Source organism: Rhodococcus sp. CH91 (genome assembly GCF_022554085.1).
Lineage (GTDB): Bacteria > Actinomycetota > Actinomycetes > Mycobacteriales > Mycobacteriaceae > Rhodococcus.
Window position 1 is genome coordinate 107,670 of the sequence record NZ_JAKFYR010000003.1, and the last position, 16,947, is coordinate 124,616.

General features: G+C 64.7%; 17 protein-coding genes. 3 read left to right on the forward strand and 14 right to left on the reverse strand.

What is annotated here, in order from left to right:
- Positions 1-39: 39 nt before the first annotated feature.
- The 7 genes from MOM01_RS07295 to MOM01_RS07325 form a co-directional block, all read right to left on the reverse strand.
- Positions 40-963, reverse strand: a complete 924-nt coding sequence (locus tag MOM01_RS07295) for an alpha/beta hydrolase (protein WP_241384747.1) — start codon at positions 961-963, stop codon at positions 40-42.
- 64 nt (positions 964-1,027) lie between these two features.
- The gene (locus MOM01_RS07300) at positions 1,028-1,513 is read right to left on the reverse strand and encodes a hypothetical protein (protein ID WP_241384748.1); all 486 of its coding nucleotides are present in this window, start codon (positions 1,511-1,513) and stop codon (positions 1,028-1,030) included.
- A gap of 3 nt (positions 1,514-1,516) precedes the next feature.
- On the reverse strand, positions 1,517-2,059 hold the full coding sequence (locus MOM01_RS07305) for a nuclear transport factor 2 family protein (RefSeq protein WP_241384749.1): 543 nt from the start codon (positions 2,057-2,059) through the stop codon (positions 1,517-1,519).
- The gene (locus MOM01_RS07310; RefSeq protein WP_085469076.1) at positions 2,056-2,589 is read right to left on the reverse strand and encodes a nuclear transport factor 2 family protein; all 534 of its coding nucleotides are present in this window, start codon (positions 2,587-2,589) and stop codon (positions 2,056-2,058) included. The genes MOM01_RS07305 and MOM01_RS07310 overlap by 4 nt, the downstream gene beginning before the upstream one ends.
- Before the next feature lie 76 nt (positions 2,590-2,665).
- The gene (locus tag MOM01_RS07315; protein ID WP_241384750.1) at positions 2,666-3,556 is read right to left on the reverse strand and encodes an SDR family NAD(P)-dependent oxidoreductase; all 891 of its coding nucleotides are present in this window, start codon (positions 3,554-3,556) and stop codon (positions 2,666-2,668) included.
- A complete protein-coding gene (locus MOM01_RS07320) occupies positions 3,553-4,446 on the reverse strand; it encodes an SDR family NAD(P)-dependent oxidoreductase (RefSeq protein ID WP_241384751.1) in 894 nt (297 codons plus the stop codon). The genes MOM01_RS07315 and MOM01_RS07320 overlap by 4 nt, the downstream gene beginning before the upstream one ends.
- Positions 4,447-4,564: 118 nt before the next feature.
- Positions 4,565-5,413 carry an SDR family oxidoreductase gene (locus tag MOM01_RS07325; RefSeq protein ID WP_241384752.1) on the reverse strand — a complete coding sequence of 283 codons (849 nt, stop codon included), beginning with the start codon at positions 5,411-5,413 and terminating at the stop codon, positions 4,565-4,567.
- 130 nt (positions 5,414-5,543) lie between these two features.
- Between MOM01_RS07325 and MOM01_RS07330 the strand changes: the two genes are divergently transcribed.
- Together MOM01_RS07330 and MOM01_RS07335 are read left to right on the forward strand one after the other, a co-directional pair.
- Positions 5,544-6,140: a TetR/AcrR family transcriptional regulator gene (locus MOM01_RS07330; RefSeq protein WP_241384753.1), complete on the forward strand. Its 597-nt coding sequence runs from the start codon at positions 5,544-5,546 to the stop codon at positions 6,138-6,140.
- 54 nt (positions 6,141-6,194) lie between these two features.
- Complete coding sequence (locus MOM01_RS07335; RefSeq protein WP_241384754.1) at positions 6,195-7,403, forward strand: NADH:flavin oxidoreductase; 1,209 nt, start codon at positions 6,195-6,197, stop codon at positions 7,401-7,403.
- 312 nt (positions 7,404-7,715) lie between these two features.
- On the opposite strand, the gene MOM01_RS07340 is transcribed toward MOM01_RS07335, so the two are convergent.
- Genes MOM01_RS07340 through MOM01_RS07360 form a run of 5 tightly spaced genes read right to left on the reverse strand, consistent with a single transcriptional unit; the run spans position 7,716 to position 14,729 of the window.
- Positions 7,716-9,713 carry a flavin-containing monooxygenase gene (locus MOM01_RS07340; protein WP_374112275.1) on the reverse strand — a complete coding sequence of 666 codons (1,998 nt, stop codon included), beginning with the start codon at positions 9,711-9,713 and terminating at the stop codon, positions 7,716-7,718.
- On the reverse strand, positions 9,713-11,368 hold the full coding sequence (locus tag MOM01_RS07345) for a flavin-containing monooxygenase (RefSeq protein WP_241384756.1): 1,656 nt from the start codon (positions 11,366-11,368) through the stop codon (positions 9,713-9,715). Before MOM01_RS07345 ends, MOM01_RS07340 begins: the two co-directional genes overlap by 1 nt.
- Positions 11,365-12,276, reverse strand: a complete 912-nt coding sequence (locus MOM01_RS07350) for a VOC family protein (RefSeq protein WP_241384757.1) — start codon at positions 12,274-12,276, stop codon at positions 11,365-11,367. Before MOM01_RS07350 ends, MOM01_RS07345 begins: the two co-directional genes overlap by 4 nt.
- Positions 12,277-12,304: 28 nt before the next feature.
- Positions 12,305-13,489, reverse strand: coding sequence for an acyl-CoA dehydrogenase family protein (locus MOM01_RS07355; RefSeq protein WP_241384758.1), 1,185 nt, complete (start codon positions 13,487-13,489; stop codon positions 12,305-12,307).
- A 40-nt stretch (positions 13,490-13,529) separates the two neighbouring features.
- Positions 13,530-14,729, reverse strand: coding sequence for a Rieske 2Fe-2S domain-containing protein (locus MOM01_RS07360; RefSeq protein ID WP_241384759.1), 1,200 nt, complete (start codon positions 14,727-14,729; stop codon positions 13,530-13,532).
- A gap of 214 nt (positions 14,730-14,943) precedes the next feature.
- Between MOM01_RS07360 and MOM01_RS07365 the strand changes: the two genes are divergently transcribed.
- Positions 14,944-15,714: an IclR family transcriptional regulator gene (locus MOM01_RS07365; RefSeq protein WP_241384760.1), complete on the forward strand. Its 771-nt coding sequence runs from the start codon at positions 14,944-14,946 to the stop codon at positions 15,712-15,714.
- 62 nt (positions 15,715-15,776) lie between these two features.
- Here the strand turns inward: MOM01_RS07365 and MOM01_RS07370 are convergent, their stop codons facing one another.
- Positions 15,777-16,178, reverse strand: a complete 402-nt coding sequence (locus tag MOM01_RS07370) for a VOC family protein (protein WP_241384761.1) — start codon at positions 16,176-16,178, stop codon at positions 15,777-15,779.
- A complete protein-coding gene (locus tag MOM01_RS07375; RefSeq protein ID WP_241384762.1) occupies positions 16,175-16,933 on the reverse strand; it encodes an SDR family NAD(P)-dependent oxidoreductase in 759 nt (252 codons plus the stop codon). Before MOM01_RS07375 ends, MOM01_RS07370 begins: the two co-directional genes overlap by 4 nt.
- Positions 16,934-16,947 lie beyond the last annotated feature (14 nt).

Genomic DNA, 16,947 nt, shown 5'->3' on the forward strand with positions numbered 1-16,947 from the left:
GTACGAGGTCAGGTGCTCGGTTTTCCGGAAATGTCCGGATCATCTCTGCCGCGTGAAGACTTCGGCGAGATAGTCGACGATCTGATCGAACAGTTCCTTCGCTGCGGGGAGCACGGTCGTCATGGTCGCGAAGCCGTGCATCATGCCCTCGTACCGTCGCAGGTCGACCTGCACACCGGCCTCCTGCATACGTCGCGCGTACTCTTCGGTCCCGTCGCGGGTGGGATCGATCTCGGCAGTGACCACGAGGGCCGGCGGCAGGCCACCGAGGTCGGGAGCGAGGCCCGGAGACGCCTGCCGAGAATTCCGGTCGGCGGGGTCGGGCACGTACATGCCCCAGAACCAGTAACAGTCCTCGGGGGACAGAAGCGCCGTGGCGTGCTCCGGATTGGTCACTTCCATCACCGCCGTGCCGTAGAGTGAGATCTGCGCGGCGGGAAGTGGGAGCCCCTCGTCCCGGAGTTGCTGAGACAACGCGAAGGACAGCGCCCCACCTGCACTTTCGCCTGCGAGGACCGCTCTGGTCACGTCGACGGACCGAAGCTCATCGGGTGCAGACGTGATCCATTCCCACACCTCCCGGCAATCGTCGAGTGCGGCAGGGCACGGATGTTCCGGGGCGAGGCGATAGTCCACCGAGACGATGACGGCCTGCGATGCGATGCTCAGTTTCCGCAGATACTCCTCGTTCTGATCGAGATTCCCGACGGCGAAGCCCCCGCTGTGCATCCATTGGACCACCGGCAATCCCGGATCATCGGACGGCCGGTAGATACGCACCCGGACACCGCCCCCCGCGGAGGGAACCACCACGTCCCGACTCTGATGAATGGGTGTCACCACCGGGATGGCGCTCGCGGTGAGTGCGGCGCGTAGTTCCGCAACGGGTGTCTCGTGCATGGCTTTCGCCATACGCGCTGCGGAGTTGTCGACCACTCGCTGGGCGTCGGGAGACAGCGGCATCTTCGTTCTCGTTTCGTCGACGGAGGGGTGGGGCCGGTTCCGGCCGCTATCGGATCCGATCCGATCAGACCGCTGGGGTGGACGCTCCCACGGGATGATCGGCGTAGCGCACCGACTCCTGCGTGTCGAGTACGACATGTACAGCACTGAAGACCGGTCCCGTTTCGGTGGCCCGGATGCTGCCGCGCACGATGCCACTCGATACAGCGAACGGCTTTCCCGCGACGATCTTCGTCACGAAGATGTAGGACGAGAACTCGACCTCTCCGTCCGCGACGCCGGTGACGAACACATTGGTGCCGTTGTGACGCAGTGGATAAGGGCTGTTGCGCCGGTGATCGTCCTTCCATGCCATCACGTCGTCGGCTCCGCGCACATCGACGCGGATGAAATCCTCGTAGTCGGTGGTACCCGTGTCGCTCGCACACGTGAAGGCGATGTCGTCGGCCATCAAGGCCCGCAACTCGACGGGATTCCATTCGTCGTAGTGGAACCACCAGGCTGCGACGAGGGCGCTGACGGTGCCCGGAGTGAGGGTCGATTCGTTCATGAGTTACTCCTGCGGAGATCGAGACCGATAGTCGAAGAATCCGGGGGTGTGATCGACGCGCAGACGCGTCAGGGTCCTGTACGCGATCAGCCACACACCGTCGACCCTGCGGTACGTCTCGTGGTAATGGCCGTATCCGTGCAGGTGTTCCTCGGTCGAGCCGTTGCGCCACCACAACTTGTCTTCCATCGCCCAGACACCGGTCGCCGTCGTGTCCGAGGTCAATGTGATCTCCGGTGCATGCCCGTGGTGCACGCTGGTCACCGGAACAGGTCCGTCGAGAACACCTTCGATCGCGCGCCTCAGTGCATCCCGTCCGACCACCGCCGGCCGCCGCGCCGACCCGTCGCCGACCGCAGCACCGAAGGTCTCGCTCACGACATCTTCGGTATGCACGCTGCCGTACAGGTCCCACTGTTTGGTGTCCATGATGCGCAGCCGCGCGGCGAAGACATTCTCGATCTCCCGGATCGCAAGCGCGCGCTCCGCCGGATCGAGGGTGATCTCTCGTACCGATTCGGTCGTGCTCCCGCCTCCGCCACTCATCGGTCGGCCGCCGACGAGGGGACGGTCTCGGGGTAGACCTGCGCGAACCAGGCGCGCTGGGTGGCGTCGAACGTGCCCAGTTCCATTGCACGTCGCCCCCAGGCCTTGATCAGGTCGAGGAAACTCGTGACGTCGTAGATGTCCTCTTGTCTGGAGAACCTGCCGTTCCCGGCGTAGGTCAAGATGCTGACATGGGGCGCTCCCCACACCGAGCCATCACCGGGATCGCTCATCACGTTGTCGAGCTTGGCCACGATCGTGCCGTTGGTTTCGTCGATCACATGAAAGTGCTCGGGGAAGGAGACCGTGTGGGAGCCGGGAAATTGGGCGAGGCTCGGCTCTGCCCATTTCCAGATACCCTCTCTCCCTTCGAGTACGCCGGCCATCTGCTCGTGGTAGACGACATCCTCGGTGAACAGTTCGAGGAAATCCCGCCAGCTTCCCTCCCCCGAACCCGCACGATTCACCGTGGCGTGCCAGTTTTGATATGCGTTCTCGAGTTCTTCTCTGCTCCAGCTGTTTTCGGCCATATTTCACCCTATGGTCCGGAATGCCCATCGTCCTACGAAACGTCCCATCACGCGGGAATCGGACACGAAGCCCCTGTCATGCCCCGTGCTCGACGGTGATGCCCATGCGTGTGAGCATGGCGTGAGGATCGGCCGGTGGCGAAAGATCGAGAAGCTGTTGTCCGCGTCGATGCATCGCGGCGATGCACAGGTCGTCGTCGGAGTGGACCCAGAACTCGCCGCGCGCGATCTGCTCGATCATGTGCTCGGCGGCGACGAGCGGATCGAGTCCCTTCTCGACGTTGTCGCGTTGCATGGCAGCGAACACCGCGTTCGCCGTCGGATTGTCCGTGGGCGCCTCTCGCTGAGCCGACAGGAAGATCTCGCTCCGGATGGAATGCGGGATCACGGCACTCACCTGGATCGGGGCACCGACGATGGCCAGGTCTTGATGCAGGCACTCCGTCATCGCCAGTACCGCGTGCTTGCTCACGATGTACGGGGATTGCACCGCAACGGCATTGAGCCCACCCACCGAGGACAGGTTGGCGATGCACGAGGGAGTTCCTGCGGCGATCATCCGCGGGACGAAGGATCGAAGGCAGTAGAAGACACCGTCGACGTTGATCTGCATCAGCCGCTGCCACCGCTCCCGGTCGATCTCCCACAGCAGGCCGGACGATTCGATGCCGGCATTGTTCACCAGGAGCTCGACGCTGCCGTGACGATCGAAGATCTCGCTCGCCATCGCCTCGACGGCGTCGGGGTCTGCGACGTCGACGGCACAGGCTTCCGCCTTGCCTCCCGAAGCGGCGATATCGTCCGCGACCTTCACAGCGCGATCTCCGTCGATGTCCGAGACGACGACCGTCATTCCCAGCGACGAGAGGTGCCGCGCCAGACCTTCACCGATGCCGGCGGCTGCGCCGGTCACCACTGCAACGCCCCGGCAGAAACGTTCCCGCGCACCGTTCGACTGCATCGTCATGCCCTCAGTCCGTCCTCGGCGATGTTGGGATTGCACCAGGCCGGTGGCTCGCGGCGAGGCAGTTCGTCCCTGCCGTCGAGGCTCTTGACCGGTATTCCCTGCGACCACGGGAAGTGCAGGCTGAAACCGACCAGACCGGTACGTTCGGCCGCAGGAAGGGTGCACATCTCGAGAACGGTCTGCGCCAGGTACTCCGGCGGCTCGGTTTCGTAGCCTTCGGGCAGCAGCGTGGCAGCACCCGGGGTCATGATCGCCGTGGACGGACCGACAGCATTGACGGCGATATCGTCGTCGACGAGTTCTGCGGCGAGGCCTTGCGTGAATCGATGCAGGGCAGCCTTCGCCGACGCATAGATCACGTCGCCGGAGGTCTTGTTGTATTCACGGAACGGCCGGATCGGGCTCATGCCGGTCGACGAACCGATATTGACGATCCACCCGGAACCGGACTTGCGCATGTGAGGAATCGCCGCTTGCGAGAGCAGGAACGGGACCTTCAGGTAGTGCTCGATCGTCCTGTCGAACGTTTCCTCGCTCATCTTCTCGATCGAGGAGTAATCGGCGAAACCCGCGTTGTTGACCAGGATGTCGAGGCCGCCGACGGCGTCCACCGCTGCGTCGATCAGTCCCGCGCGCTGGTCGCGGTCCTCGAGATCGGCCGCGATCGGAACCGCGCGACCGCCGGCCTGTTCTATCAGTTGCACCGTCTCTTCCAGGGTGCCCGCGAGCACATGCTCCTGTCCGTCCCGAACCGACCGGGAAGGGGACATGGAACGAGCGGTGACCACTACGGTGGCACCTTCGGATGCGAGACGCTGCGCGATCGCCCGGCCGATACCCCGGCTGCTCCCTGTCACGAGAGCCGTACGTCCGGTCAGTCGTTGTGTCATATCGGTTCCTGCTGCCTGTTCGTCTGTGTGCTCGGACTTCTCGTCGAACCACTCCGAAGTTATGCCGCAGCTCGCACGGGCGGACCGTTCCCTCCCGTTGTGCGGGAGGTCACGTCGGCTACCTCCCCGATCGACGGAACCGAACCAGATAGGACAGGAGCTGACGAACCGGAACCGACCGGGGCCAGTCGTCGGCACGGAAGTACGCGTCGGAACCGCCGTCGACGAACACCACACTGCCGCACAGGAAATCCGCGGCGTCCGACAGCATGAAGACCGCCCACGCAGCAAGTTGTCCGGCATCACCGAAGCCACCGACCGGCACGGGGAACGAGCGGATCGCCTTCGCTTCGGACGGCGTGGACAATTGCTTCTCCAGCAGCGGTGTCATGATCGCTCCCGGCGCCAGAGCGTTGAGCCGGATACCGACGCCCGCCCAGTCGGGTCGCACGGCGGTGCGGCGCACCCATCTGCTGACGGCGATCTTCGAAGCCGCGTAGATGATCGACGGCGCAACCTTGCCGAACAACCGGACCGATCGGACTGCCTTGTCCGCATCGCCGTTCAGAAACGCCTTGACCGTCCGGCCCGGAACCGCGGGCGTGGTGGTCGTCGAATTGCTCGAGAACACGACGACCTTGGCGTTGCCCGCTGCCTCGAGGGCCGACCGCCAGCCCGTCAGCAGGTCGACGACCCCGAAGTAGTTGACCTCCGCGATCAGCCGGGGGCGTTCCGGGCCGGGCGCCGGGCCGAGACCCGCAGCGAGCACGGCGCCGTCCAGCCGGCCTTCGGCGGCCTCGAGCACGTTCTCGATGGCGCCCTTCCTGCCCTGAGGCGTCGACAGGTCGGCGACGACCTCCGCCTCCTTGACGTCGACACCGATGACGGTGTGCCCGGCGGCGCGAAGTTGTTCTGCGACGGCACGCCCCATGCCCGAAGCAGATCCTGTCACCACATAGACGCCCATGCCGTCTCCTCCCGTCCCCGCACGCCGGCCTTCCCGGCGGCTGATATTTGACATAATAGGACAAAAATGGTGTTCTGCGTATGTGCGTCAGGAATCCTCCGAACTTCCAAGGACATACACCGGATCGACGGTGGGACGCAGGCGCGGCCGACCGTCGGTCATCGACCCCGAAGCGATCGCCGAGGCGGCTTTCCACCTCTGGTCCCGGCAGGGATACGCCGACACCAGCTGGAACGACCTGGCCGAAGCGACCGGGGTCAGCGCCCGCACCCTCATCAGGCACTTCTCCGTCAAATCCGCGATCGCCTGGATCGGTGTCACCCCTGCGACCGAGCGCCTGCGCGCATCTCTGTCCGCCACCTCCGAGACTGCCCCACTGACGGACGCGGTGCGCACCGCGATCGTCGAATCGGTCTCGCATCGTCCGCGCATCCAGCGAGTCGGGCCTGATTGGCTCCGTCTCATCGCCGGCACACCCGAACTGGCCGCGATGGCGTCGGAGGCGTACCAGCCGTGGATCATCGAGCTGGCCGGTTACATCGGCCGGCGAGTCCCCGAAGTGCCGGCAGCGGTCGCGCGCGCGTTGGCGACCGCATACCAGGCCGCATCGTTCGCAGCCTTGACGGAGTGGGCCGAAGAGGGCGCACACGGGGATCCCGCCGACGCCGTCGACGCGATGTTGCGCTGGATGGACATCGTTCCCCGCTCGTCGGCACAGTCCGCCTGAATCAACACCGGACGCCCGAAAGTCCTCTCACAGCCCGAGAACCCGGAGACCACCATGTCGACAGTCCACCCCGAACCAGCGTCCGTTCCTACGGTCGATCCACTGGCGCCTGCCCGCCTCGGACCGATCACACTGCGCAACAGAGTCATCAAATCCGCAACCTTCGAGGGTGCCAGCCCCGACGCCCTGGTCAGCGACCGGCTCATCGACTTCCATGTCAGGGTCGGTGAAGGAGGCGTCGGAATGACCACCGTCGCCTACCTCGCCGTGGCGCCCGAAGGGCGGACCGAGAAGGATCAGATCTACTGGCGCCCGGAGGCGCTCGACGGGCTCCGGCGTCTCACCGACGCCGTGCACGCCACCGGCGCGAAGGTCTCGGCACAGATCGGCCACGCCGGTCCCGTGGCCAACTCCCGATCGAACGGGCTCCCCTCGCTGGCGCCCTCCGCGCGCCCGAATCCCCTGTCCATGAGTATCGACAGGAAGGCGAGCGAGGACGACATCCGGCGGATCATTGCCGCGCACGGCGAGGCGACACGATACGCCCGCGAGGTCGGATTCGATGCAGTCGAGGTCCACCTCGGACACAATTACCTCGCCAGTTCGTTCCTGAGCCCGAAGGTGAACCGCCGCAAGGATCGCTGGGGCGGCTCCCTGGCCAACCGTGCCGAGTTCGCCCGCCGCATCCTCGCCGCCGTTGCGGAGGCAGCGGACGGTGAGATCGCTGTGCTGGCCAAGATGAACATGGCCGACGGAGTGTCCGGGGGATTCTGGCTGGACGAGTCCCTGCCGTTCGCGAAGATGCTCGAATCGGACGGTCACCTCGACGCACTCGAACTCACCGGCGGTTCGTCGCTGCTCAATCCCATGTATCTGTTCCGCGGCGACGTACCGCTACGCGAGATGGCCGAGACACAGATTCCGATCCTGCAACTCGGGATGAAGATGTTCGGCAACTTCGTCTTCCAGCATTATCCGTACGAACCGCTGTACTTCCTCGAGTACGCCCGTCAGTTCCGCGACGAGCTCGACCTGCCGCTCGTGCTGCTCGGCGGCATCACCGATCTCGACGGAATGCAGGTCGCGATGCGCGAGGGTTTCGAGTTCGTCGCGATGGCCCGAGCACTGCTGCGCGAGCCCGATCTGATCGCACAGATCCAGCGGGACAGGGACACCCGGTCGTTGTGCATCCACTGCAATCGGTGCGCGGCCAGCATCTTCACGGGCACCCGGTGCCCCTTGGTTCTCGAATCCCACTCCTGAGAACAGACGAAGGGGCCCCGCTGCAGATTCTGCTGCGGGGCCCCTTCTGTCACTCTCAGTGCAATCGGGGCAGAGATGGACCGTCCGGCAACTCGATGTGTGATTCGGTCAGCACACTTTTCGCCACGGCGCGGTCGATGCTGTCTCGAAGCGCGCTGCACTCCCGATGGTGCTCACCGGGCGCGAAGCCGCTCCCCGAGATGAGTGGACATTCGGAAGTGTCGGATTGCCATTGGATCGACGTGTGTGCGGGACTGAATTTCTCGACGAGCACACCCAGTCCGCACTGCTCGCACGCCAGTGCCTGCATCGTCATGCCGGCCTCCCCTCCCCGTTCGTGTGCGCGGAGTCGAAGAACTCGAAGTGGTCGGGATTCGGCTCACGCAGCAGGGTCCAGTAGTCGACGAGCCGCCACGGGCACGGCACGACGGCGCGTCCTTCGCTGTTCCGGTAGTAGCCGTTGGTCTCCGCACCGGGGTGCACCCACACGGTCTTGTCCAGCGCCTCGTCGACCCTGCGGTTGTACTCGTCGAGCACATCCTGCCGCACATCCATCGCGTCGTGCCCGGTCTCCACGAGGTACTGCAGACACTCGACGATGTAGTGGACGTGTTCCTCACTGAGGATGTTGTGGCCGGCACCGTGGTTGGGCGCCGAGTTCGGCCCCGCGGTGACGAAGAGGTTGGGGAAACCGGACACCTGGATGCCCAGATACGCCCGAGGGTCGTCACCCCCCTTCCACTGCTCGGCGAGGGTACGTCCCTCGGTCCCCACGATGTCGATCGAGGTCGTGAACTCCAGCTTGAAACCCGTCGCGAGAACGATGACGTCGGCGGGCACGAAGGTGCCCTCCGTCGTGACCACACCCTCCGGTGTCACCTCCCGGAACGACGCGCGATGCAGGGTCACGTGATCCCGGGTGAGCGCCGCGAAGAAGCCCGGGTCCTTGACGATCCGCTTGCTGTAGGGACGGAAGTCGGGCGTCAGCTTCTCGATGAGATCCGGACGGTCGGGGAAGCTCGCCTGCAGGTGGTTCAACGCCGTCTGGAGCACCATCTCGTTCGCCGGCGAGGCCGAGAAGTGCGTCTTCGCCCATTCGGGATCGATGCGTGGCATCACATAGAGGTTGTCCGAGGCGAACCAGTACGAGCGCAACCGGAACCACTCGTGATAGCGGGGAAGATGGGCCAGTGCCCATTTCTCGCCGTCCGGAACCTGGTTCACGACAGCCTTCTCGGGGACGATCCAGTGCGGCGACCTGACGACGACGTCGAGTGCCTCCACCTGATCGACGATGCTCGCGACCACCTGGACGGACGTGCATCCCGTACCCAGAACGACGACGCGTTTACCGGTGAGGTCGAGGCTGTCGTCCCATTCGGCGGTGTGCACGATGGTGCCGCCGAAGGTGTCCATCCCCTCGACATCCGGAATGTTCGGTGCGTTGAGCATCCCGAGCGCTGTCACGACGGCCTTGGCGTGGTGCACCGCGCGAGTCCCGTCGGCGGACTCGACGGTGACCTCCCAGACATGCTGATCGTCGAGCCACCGCGCGGACTGCACCCGCGTGCGGAACGAGATGTTCTCCGTGATTCCGTAGGTGTCCACGACACCCTTCAGGTACTTCTGGTATTCGGTTCCGGTCGGGTAGTACTTGGACCATCCTGGATTCAGCTCGAACGAATACGAGTAGTAGTGGCTGGGCGTATCGACGGCAGCACCGGGATAGGTGTTGCGCGACCAGGTTCCGCCGATCTCGTCGCGAGCTTCGAACACACGGTAGGTGAAACCGGCCTGGCCGAGCTTGATCGCTGCGTTGATACCGACGATCCCGGCACCGATCACGATCACGGAGAACTCCGGCGCCGGTGTCCGTGTGACCGGGACGCAGCGCTCGGACAGGACGAAGCCCGCTTGCTCACGGAGAATCGGAACGAATTCCTCGTCGACGCGCTCCGAGGTGGCAACCGTCGCCATGCGGAGGAACAGATCCGGGTCGGGGACACCCAGCCGATCTCCTGCATCCGGCGTGAGCAGTTCGTGGGCGCGCGCCCGGATATCTGCGACCACCTCCTCCGGGTACTGTCCCGGTGGCGTCGTCGGACGCGTCCCGGTGCGATAGTGGTTGCCCGGCTCGCTGATCGTCAGGCGCGCTGCGAACTCGTCGAGCAGGCCGGTGTCGCCGGTCGCGTGGACCAGGGACATGAGAAGCGGTGCCGGATCGCACACATCGATGGCGGCGTGCAGCAGAGCCTGGCGGTCTTCCACGTGCTCGGCACCCGCGCCGAGGGACATCGTCTCGGTCATCATCAGTCCTTCTTCGACGAGAAATCGGCAGGCGTCCGGATCGCCCCTCGCCGCGCGATCTCGAATCCCTTGTAGCCGGCTGCCGCGATCTCGGCACAGATGGTGCCGTAATTCGCGAAGCCGCCGATGTACGGCATGAACACTCGTGGTTTGCCGGGAATGTTCGCACCCATGTACCAGGAGTTCGCCGAGGGGAACAGAGTGCCTGCGGCCTTCTCGTTGCACTCGGCCACCCATTCGTCGACGGCCTGCTCCGTCGCTTCGATCGAGGTGGCATCGTGCTCGTCGAGATGGTCGAGGCAGTCCGAAATCCAGTCCACCTGCTGTTCGGCCATCAGCACCATGTTCGCCAGGACGCTCGGGCTGCCCGCACCGACCATGAAGAACATGTTGGGGAACCCGTGGGACGCGAGCCCCAGATAGGTTCGCGGTCCTGCGGACCATTCCTCTCGGAGGGTACGTCCCCCGCGGCCACGGATATCGATACGTGCCAGCGCCCCCGTCATCGCATCGAACCCGGTAGCGAAGACGATCATGTCGAGGGGGTAGTGGTGTTCGCTCGTGCGCACGCCGTCTTCTGTGATCTCCGCGATCGGCGTGGTTCGCAGATTCACCAGCGTCACATTGTCGCGGTTGAACGTCTCGAAGTATCCGTCGTCGGTGACGATGCGCTTCGTACCGATGGGATGGTCGTTCGGAATCAGCTGGTTCGCGATCTCCGGGTCTTTCACCATCTCCCGGATCTTCGCTTCGACGTATTCGCGGGCCGTGTCGTTCGCCTGGAGGTTGGTCGTCTGGTCCGGGAACGCTTTCGCGAAGAGATAACCTCCGCGCTGCCACCATTCGTCGTAGACCCTGCGACGCTCGGCCTCGTCGACCTCCATCGCGCCCTTCGGGTACGGGGTGAACGGGGTGCCTCCACCGCTCATCCGGGCCAGTCGCCGTCGCTCCGGATATGTCGCCTTGACCTCGGCGATCTGCTCGGCGGTCAGCGCGCGGTTGCCGGCCGGGAGCGAATAGTTGGGGGTCCGCTGGAAGACGAACACGTGGTCGGCTTCCTTCGCGATCAAAGGAATCGATTGGATGCCCGACGAACCCGTTCCGATCACTCCGACACGCTTGCCGGCGAACTCGACCGGTTCGTGAGGCCATTCACCGGTGTGGTAGGACTCGCCGGCGAAGGTGTCGCGGCCGGGAATGTCGGGCCGGTTCGTCGCCGACAGCACCCCCGTTGCCATGATGCAGAATCGCGCCGTGACCGATCGTCCGGTATCGGTGGTGACGGTCCACAGCGCCGACTCCTCGTCGTACACGGTGGACACCACCCGGGTGAGGAACTCGAAAGCGCTCCGCAGGTCGTGCCGGTCGGCGACGTGTTCCAGATACGCCAGGATTTCTTCCTGAGTGGCGAACCGCTCGGACCACGTCCATTCCTGCTGCAGTTCCTCGTCGAACGAGTACGAGTAGTCGATGCTCTCGACGTCGCAGCGGGCACCCGGATAACGGTTGTGGAACCAGGTCCCCCCGACTCCCGCGGCGGATTCGAAGCCGTGGACGGTCATGCCGCGCTCTCGGAGCTTGTACACGGCGTAGAGCCCGGAGATGCCCGCACCGATCACGACGGCGTCGACATCACTCGAAGGCGTTGCGGGAATCATACGGCCGCTTCCTTCATCTGCTTGGCCCACAACCATTCGTGGCCCCAATAGCTGTCCGCGGTGATCTCTTCGGCCGTGTAGTAGGTCTCGTCGACGAGCATGCCTTCGGTGCCGTATTCGATGTCCCATCCGCCGGGGACCTGAACATAGAAGGACACCATCTTGTCGTTGGTGTGACGGCCCAGCGTGGACGACACCGGGAAGTCCCGGGCGGTGACCTGATCGAGGGCACGACCGACTGCATCGAGAGAGTCGACCTCCACCATCACGTGAACGAGTCCGGGGTCTCGATCCTCGGGGCTGGGCATGAGCGCCAGACTGTGATGACGCTGGTTGACACCGAGGAACCGGATGCGCATCGGGTCCACGCCGGGAGGCGTCGGCATGCGGAACGCTCCTCGCGGAAGGAATTCGAGCACGTCGGTGTAGAAATGGAACGATTCGTCGAAGGCGGTGGTAGGCATCACCACGTGCCCCAGGCCTTGTGCACCCGTCACGAATCTCTGTCCGTAGCGCGTGATCACAGGGCTGTGATCGAGAGCCGGCCCGAAGAAGAATTCGAGCGGAGTACCGCCCGGGTCCTTCATGATCAGCCCGCCTTCGACGCGCCGTCGCTCGCATGTGTCGAACGGCATGGCCTCGAACTCGTATCCCGCGGTGGTCAGCCGGTCCGCGAGGGACCGCAGAGCGGTACCGTCCCGGACCTCCCAGCCGACTGCGGTCACGCGGTCGGTGTCGCCTGGTTCGACGGTGATCCGAGCCGGACGTTCGTCCATGCGGAAGTGCAGTGCGTCCTCCTCCGGACCGGTGCCCGGTGCGAAGCCGAGTACGTCGAACCCGAGTTCGCGCCAGCGGGCCATGTCGGTGGCCTGGACGCGGACGTAGCCGAGGCTTTTGATCTCAGTCACAGAATTCCTTTCGAGTACGCAAGAAGTGTCAGATCATCACGCGGAGGGGCCCGTCCGGAACGTCGATTCCGAGGGACGCCATGGCCGACGCGTGATAGGTGGTGCTGGTGACGTGGATGGCGTGATGCAGGCCGGCGTGCGCGTCCCGCCAGTACCGCTGCAACGGATTGTCGACGCGGAGCGCATTCCCACCCGAGCGATCGAAGATCTCGTCCGCAGCACGGACGGCCCGCCAGGCGGAGCGCACCTGGTTGCGCCGCGACGTGGCACGGGTTTCGAAGTCGACCTCCTTGCCGGAGTCGACGAGATCCCAGATGCGATCGACGTTCGCCAGGAGTTGCTGGCGGGCCGCGTCGATCTCTGCGGCCGCTTCACCGAGTGCATGCAGGACGTACGGATCGTCCTTGATGGCCGTTCCCGCCGCACCGACGCGCCCGCGCTGATAGTCGATTCCGGCCGCGAGCACACCTTCACAGATCCCGATGGTGGCGGACGTGATGCCGAGCGGGAACATCGTCGACCACGGCATCCGATAGAGGGTCTCGGTGACGCCGTACTCCTTGGCCGCTGTCCCGTCGATCACCGCTCCGCCATCCATCACCCGGTAGTCGGGAATGAACGCGTCCTTCACCACGATGTCCTTGCTGCCCGTGCCACGCAGACCGACGACATCCCATGAGTCGTCGACGATCTCGTAATCGGAACGCGGAAGGATCACGTGCAGACTGACGGGCGGCATGATGGGAGCGCCGTCCTCACCGCCGGCCATCGCGCCGAGGAAGATCCAGTCGCAGTGATCGGTTCCGGACGAGAACTGCCACCGTCCCGACATCCGGTACCCACCGTCGACAGGAACCGCGATCCCGCCCGGCATGTACGGCGACGCCTGCCAGGTATCGGCGTCGGTGCCGAGCACTTCGTCCTGCACCTTGGGGTCGGCGAAGGCGAGCTGCCACGGGTGGACACCGACGATCCCGCCGACCCATCCTGCAGAACCGTAGATGCTGGCGGTCTTCATCACCGTCTCGGCGAACTCACGAGGGTGTGCTTCGTACCCGTTGTACTTCTTCCGCTGCAGCAGCCGGATGATGCCGGACTGCCGGAGACCGGCGGCCACGTCGTTCGTCAGCCGTCCGAGCTGGTCGGAGTCGTCGGCCCCCGCGCGGATCTCGTCTGCGATGGCGACGATGTTGTCGAGCACTTCGTAACTCATGGTTTCTCCAGGAGGGTATGTAGTGATGCGGAATTGGGGGTCAGGATCCCGATTCGGCGGAGGCCGTCTCACGAGCCCGGGTGAGGTTCGGGGCGAAGGCACTACGTCCGGCAGCGACGTTCTCGTCGACTTCGGCCTGCCAGCTCGTCAGTGCGCGCGTGGTGTCGATCTCGTACTCGAAGCGGTTGACCATTTCGGGTCGAATGTCCTCGACGTCGACGTAGAACTGTTCGTACCACCGCCGCAGTTGGTAGACGGGACCGTCCTCCTCACACAGCAGGGGATTGTCGATCCGCGACTTGTTCTTCCAGATCTCGACGTCTTGCTCGAATCCGATCGCGATGCCCTGGGCGACGGCCTGGGCGATCTGCTCCGCCTGCTCCGGAGGCATTCCCTCGGGCCTTTCGACGATCACGCCGTACTGCAGGCGGAAGGCCGTCGGAGAGATGGGGTAATGGCAGTTGATCAGATAGATGTTCGGCGTCGACTCGGGATCACGGCCGCCGCTCCACAACTTGTCGATCATGTACGAGGGACCGTAATAGGTTGCGTCGGATTGGTTTTCTTCACTGTAGTTGGTGCTCTGGCTGACGCCGGCGGCATCTTCCCGAGGCCGGGACCGCATCACCTGGGTAGCCGTATGGCCTTCGAACACGTTTCGGAAGTAGGTCGGCATCCCGTAATGGACGTAGAAGAAGTGCGCCATGTCGACGACGTTGTCCACGATCTCGCGACAGTGGGATCCGGTCACCTCGATCGAGTTCCACACCCAGTCGGTCCAGCCGGGGTCGCCGTAGGTGGGAATCTCGGGAATGGCGAGCTCCGCAGGCGGCGTGCCGCCCTGCGGGTCGTGCCACACGAAGAGCTGACCGCTCACTTCCGCTACCGGCCATGCCCGGGTGCGGGCAAGCGGCGGGACGCGACGCGCATAGGGAATCTCGGCGCACTTACCGTCACCGCGCCAGCGCCAGTCGTGGAACGGACAGGCGATGGTGTTGCCCTTCACGGATCCCTGTGCCAGATTTCCGCCCATGTGCCTGCAGTAGGCGTCGAGAACGTTGATCTTGCCGTCCTCACCGGCGAACACCACGAGCGAGGTCCCGAACGCGTCGACGTGATGGGGCTTGCCGTCTGCGAAATCACGCACAAGCCCCACGCAGTGCCATCCTCGCGCATAGCGCTCCGGCGGCGTGCCGACATCGATGGTGCGGACCTGATCTTCGGTGTCTGTGGAACCCACGGTGCCTCCTGGTCGGCTGATCGCGACAACTCACCCGTCGCACAGTGACCAGGATCAAGAACCCGGACGTCGCTGTGATGTCCGTCTCCCGCACAACGGGAGGGTAGTTTCGACGAGCGAGGGACTACCTGGCACGGTCTGTTCGTGGTTGCCGCGCGCGGCGCATCGCAGGTACCGTGACGCGCGTCACACTTGGGGGTGTCAGGAGGAGAATGTGAGTACGTCACGCACCGATGGGCTGCCCGTGTCCGTCGTGGACCGGATCTCCCTGGTCCTGGAGGCCCTGAGCACGGGCCCGATGACGTTGGCCAAGGTCACGGCGCGCACCGGGCTCCCCCGCTCGTCGGCACACCGCCTGCTGGAACAGCTGGCCAATGCGGGCTGGCTCGCCAGATCACCCGAGCAGACCTACGAGCTCGGAGTGAAGGCGTACGAAATGGGTCAGGCGGCACTCAATCAGAACCGGCTCCTGCATCATGCGCGTCCTCTCATGCATGCCTTCGCACATCGCTCCGGGTTCACGGTGCAACTGGGAGTCGTCGACCGCGGGGACACCGTCTATCTGGTCAAGGTGAACGGACGCACCTCGGGGTCGACGCCGACGGCCGTCGGCCAGCGGGTGCCGGCCCACACGACCGCCCTGGGCAAGGTCATCATGGCGCACTCGGCGGTCTCGTCCCGGACGCCTCCGGACAGTGCCCGGACCGACTCCGCGACAGCACCTTCGGGACGGAACCGTTTCGACGACGAGATGGCCCAGGTGCGCGATCGTGGCGCCGCATTCGACCGCGGGGAGGCATTCCCCGGCACGGCCTGTGTCGGGGTGTCCATCGGTCCTCCCGATCACATGTACGGGAATCTCGCAGCGCTGTCCGTGTGCGCCCCCGTGAGCGTGCTGGATCATCAGAAGATGATCGGGCCCTTACGGGTTCTGGCCGGCGAGATCTGGCAGCGCTGCGTCGCGACAGATCTTTCGAGGCACTAACCGACAGCGGCCGGCGCGGGACATATGCGCCCCGCGCCGGCCGTCGCGTCGACGAGTTCGGATCAGCCGCGCTGCACGAACTCCACGAGATAACCGTCCGGGTCGCGGACCGTGCCGACCACCATTCCGTAGGCCTCGAGTTTCGTCGCCGGTGTCTCCTCGACGCCACCGTGACTACATGCGTCGGCCATCCTCCCCTCGACGTCGTCGGTGTTCAACACGATCTTGACGAACATGTGGCCGTGATCGTGCGGGGTTTCCGCGTCGATGCCTGTCGGCAGGACGAGCTCGAGACCTGCGGCACCGGCCCGGACGATCGACGCACGGAAGGCGGGGGTGTCCAGATCCTTGTCGTGCACGAATCCGCATCCCCGGATGTAGAATTCGGCCGACTTTTCCAGGTCGGCAACCCTCAGCGCAGTGAGTGAGAGCAACGTCTGCGTATCCGGACTCTGTACGGTCATCGCGTTTGGGACCCGCCGTTGAAGTCCAGCGTCTGACCGGTGATTCCGCCGGCCTCGTTCGAGGCCAGGTAGGCGCAGAACGCGCCGACCTCGATGGGATCGCCCAGGCGGCCGATCGGGATGGTCCGGAGGATCTGCTCGATCATCTCCGGACTCATCTTGTCCTCGAGGTTCTTCTGATGGCCCAGCGCCACGATGTTCGCGGTCACACCGTACTGTCCGGTCTCGGCCGCCAGGTGACGGATGAACCCTTCGATACCGCTCTTACCCGTGGCGTACATCGATTGATTGATGTTCTGACCCGTGCGTGCGGAACCCGACGAGATCTGGACGACCCGGCCCCAGCCGGCCTCGCACATCCCGTCGATGGCGACCTTGATGCAATTCATCGCGCCGAAGATGTTGAGATCGATCGGAGCGCGCCACTCCTCGGGCGACAACTCGCGGAACGGTTTGATCACGCGTCCTTCCGCGACGCCCGCATTGTTGACGACGATGTCGACGTGGCCGCCGAGTTCCTTCTCCGCCGCTCGTACGTGTTCGAGCGTGGCGTCGTAGTCGGTGACGTCGAACGCCGATGCGACCGCCGCGTTCCCCTCCTCGACGATCGACGCGGCGACCTTCTCGGCCCGATCTGCGAACAGGTCGTTGACGATGACCGACGCCCCCTGCCGTGCAAGGACCTTCGCGATTCCTTCACCGACACTCTGACCGGCACCGCTGACGAGCGCGATGCGTCCGGCAAGACTGAACACAGGTACTCCTTCCC

What these genes read in the sequence shown, in the direction of transcription:
- MOM01_RS07370 (WP_241384761.1), bottom strand. Translation starts at nt 16,178, where the DNA reads ATGACCGTACAGAGTCCGGATACGCAGACGTTGCTCTCACTCACTGCG.
- MOM01_RS07325 (WP_241384752.1), bottom strand. Translation starts at nt 5,413, where the DNA reads ATGGGCGTCTATGTGGTGACAGGATCTGCTTCGGGCATGGGGCGTGCC.
- MOM01_RS07335 (WP_241384754.1), top strand. Translation starts at nt 6,195, where the DNA reads ATGTCGACAGTCCACCCCGAACCAGCGTCCGTTCCTACGGTCGATCCA.
- MOM01_RS07295 (WP_241384747.1), bottom strand. Translation starts at nt 963, where the DNA reads ATGCCGCTGTCTCCCGACGCCCAGCGAGTGGTCGACAACTCCGCAGCG.
- MOM01_RS07345 (WP_241384756.1), bottom strand. Translation starts at nt 11,368, where the DNA reads ATGATTCCCGCAACGCCTTCGAGTGATGTCGACGCCGTCGTGATCGGT.
- MOM01_RS07305 (WP_241384749.1), bottom strand. Translation starts at nt 2,059, where the DNA reads ATGAGTGGCGGAGGCGGGAGCACGACCGAATCGGTACGAGAGATCACC.
- MOM01_RS07300 (WP_241384748.1), bottom strand. Translation starts at nt 1,513, where the DNA reads ATGAACGAATCGACCCTCACTCCGGGCACCGTCAGCGCCCTCGTCGCA.
- MOM01_RS07320 (WP_241384751.1), bottom strand. Translation starts at nt 4,446, where the DNA reads ATGACACAACGACTGACCGGACGTACGGCTCTCGTGACAGGGAGCAGC.
- MOM01_RS07315 (WP_241384750.1), bottom strand. Translation starts at nt 3,556, where the DNA reads ATGACGATGCAGTCGAACGGTGCGCGGGAACGTTTCTGCCGGGGCGTT.
- MOM01_RS07340 (WP_374112275.1), bottom strand. Translation starts at nt 9,713, where the DNA reads ATGATGACCGAGACGATGTCCCTCGGCGCGGGTGCCGAGCACGTGGAA.
- MOM01_RS07355 (WP_241384758.1), bottom strand. Translation starts at nt 13,489, where the DNA reads ATGAGTTACGAAGTGCTCGACAACATCGTCGCCATCGCAGACGAGATC.
- MOM01_RS07310 (WP_085469076.1), bottom strand. Translation starts at nt 2,589, where the DNA reads ATGGCCGAAAACAGCTGGAGCAGAGAAGAACTCGAGAACGCATATCAA.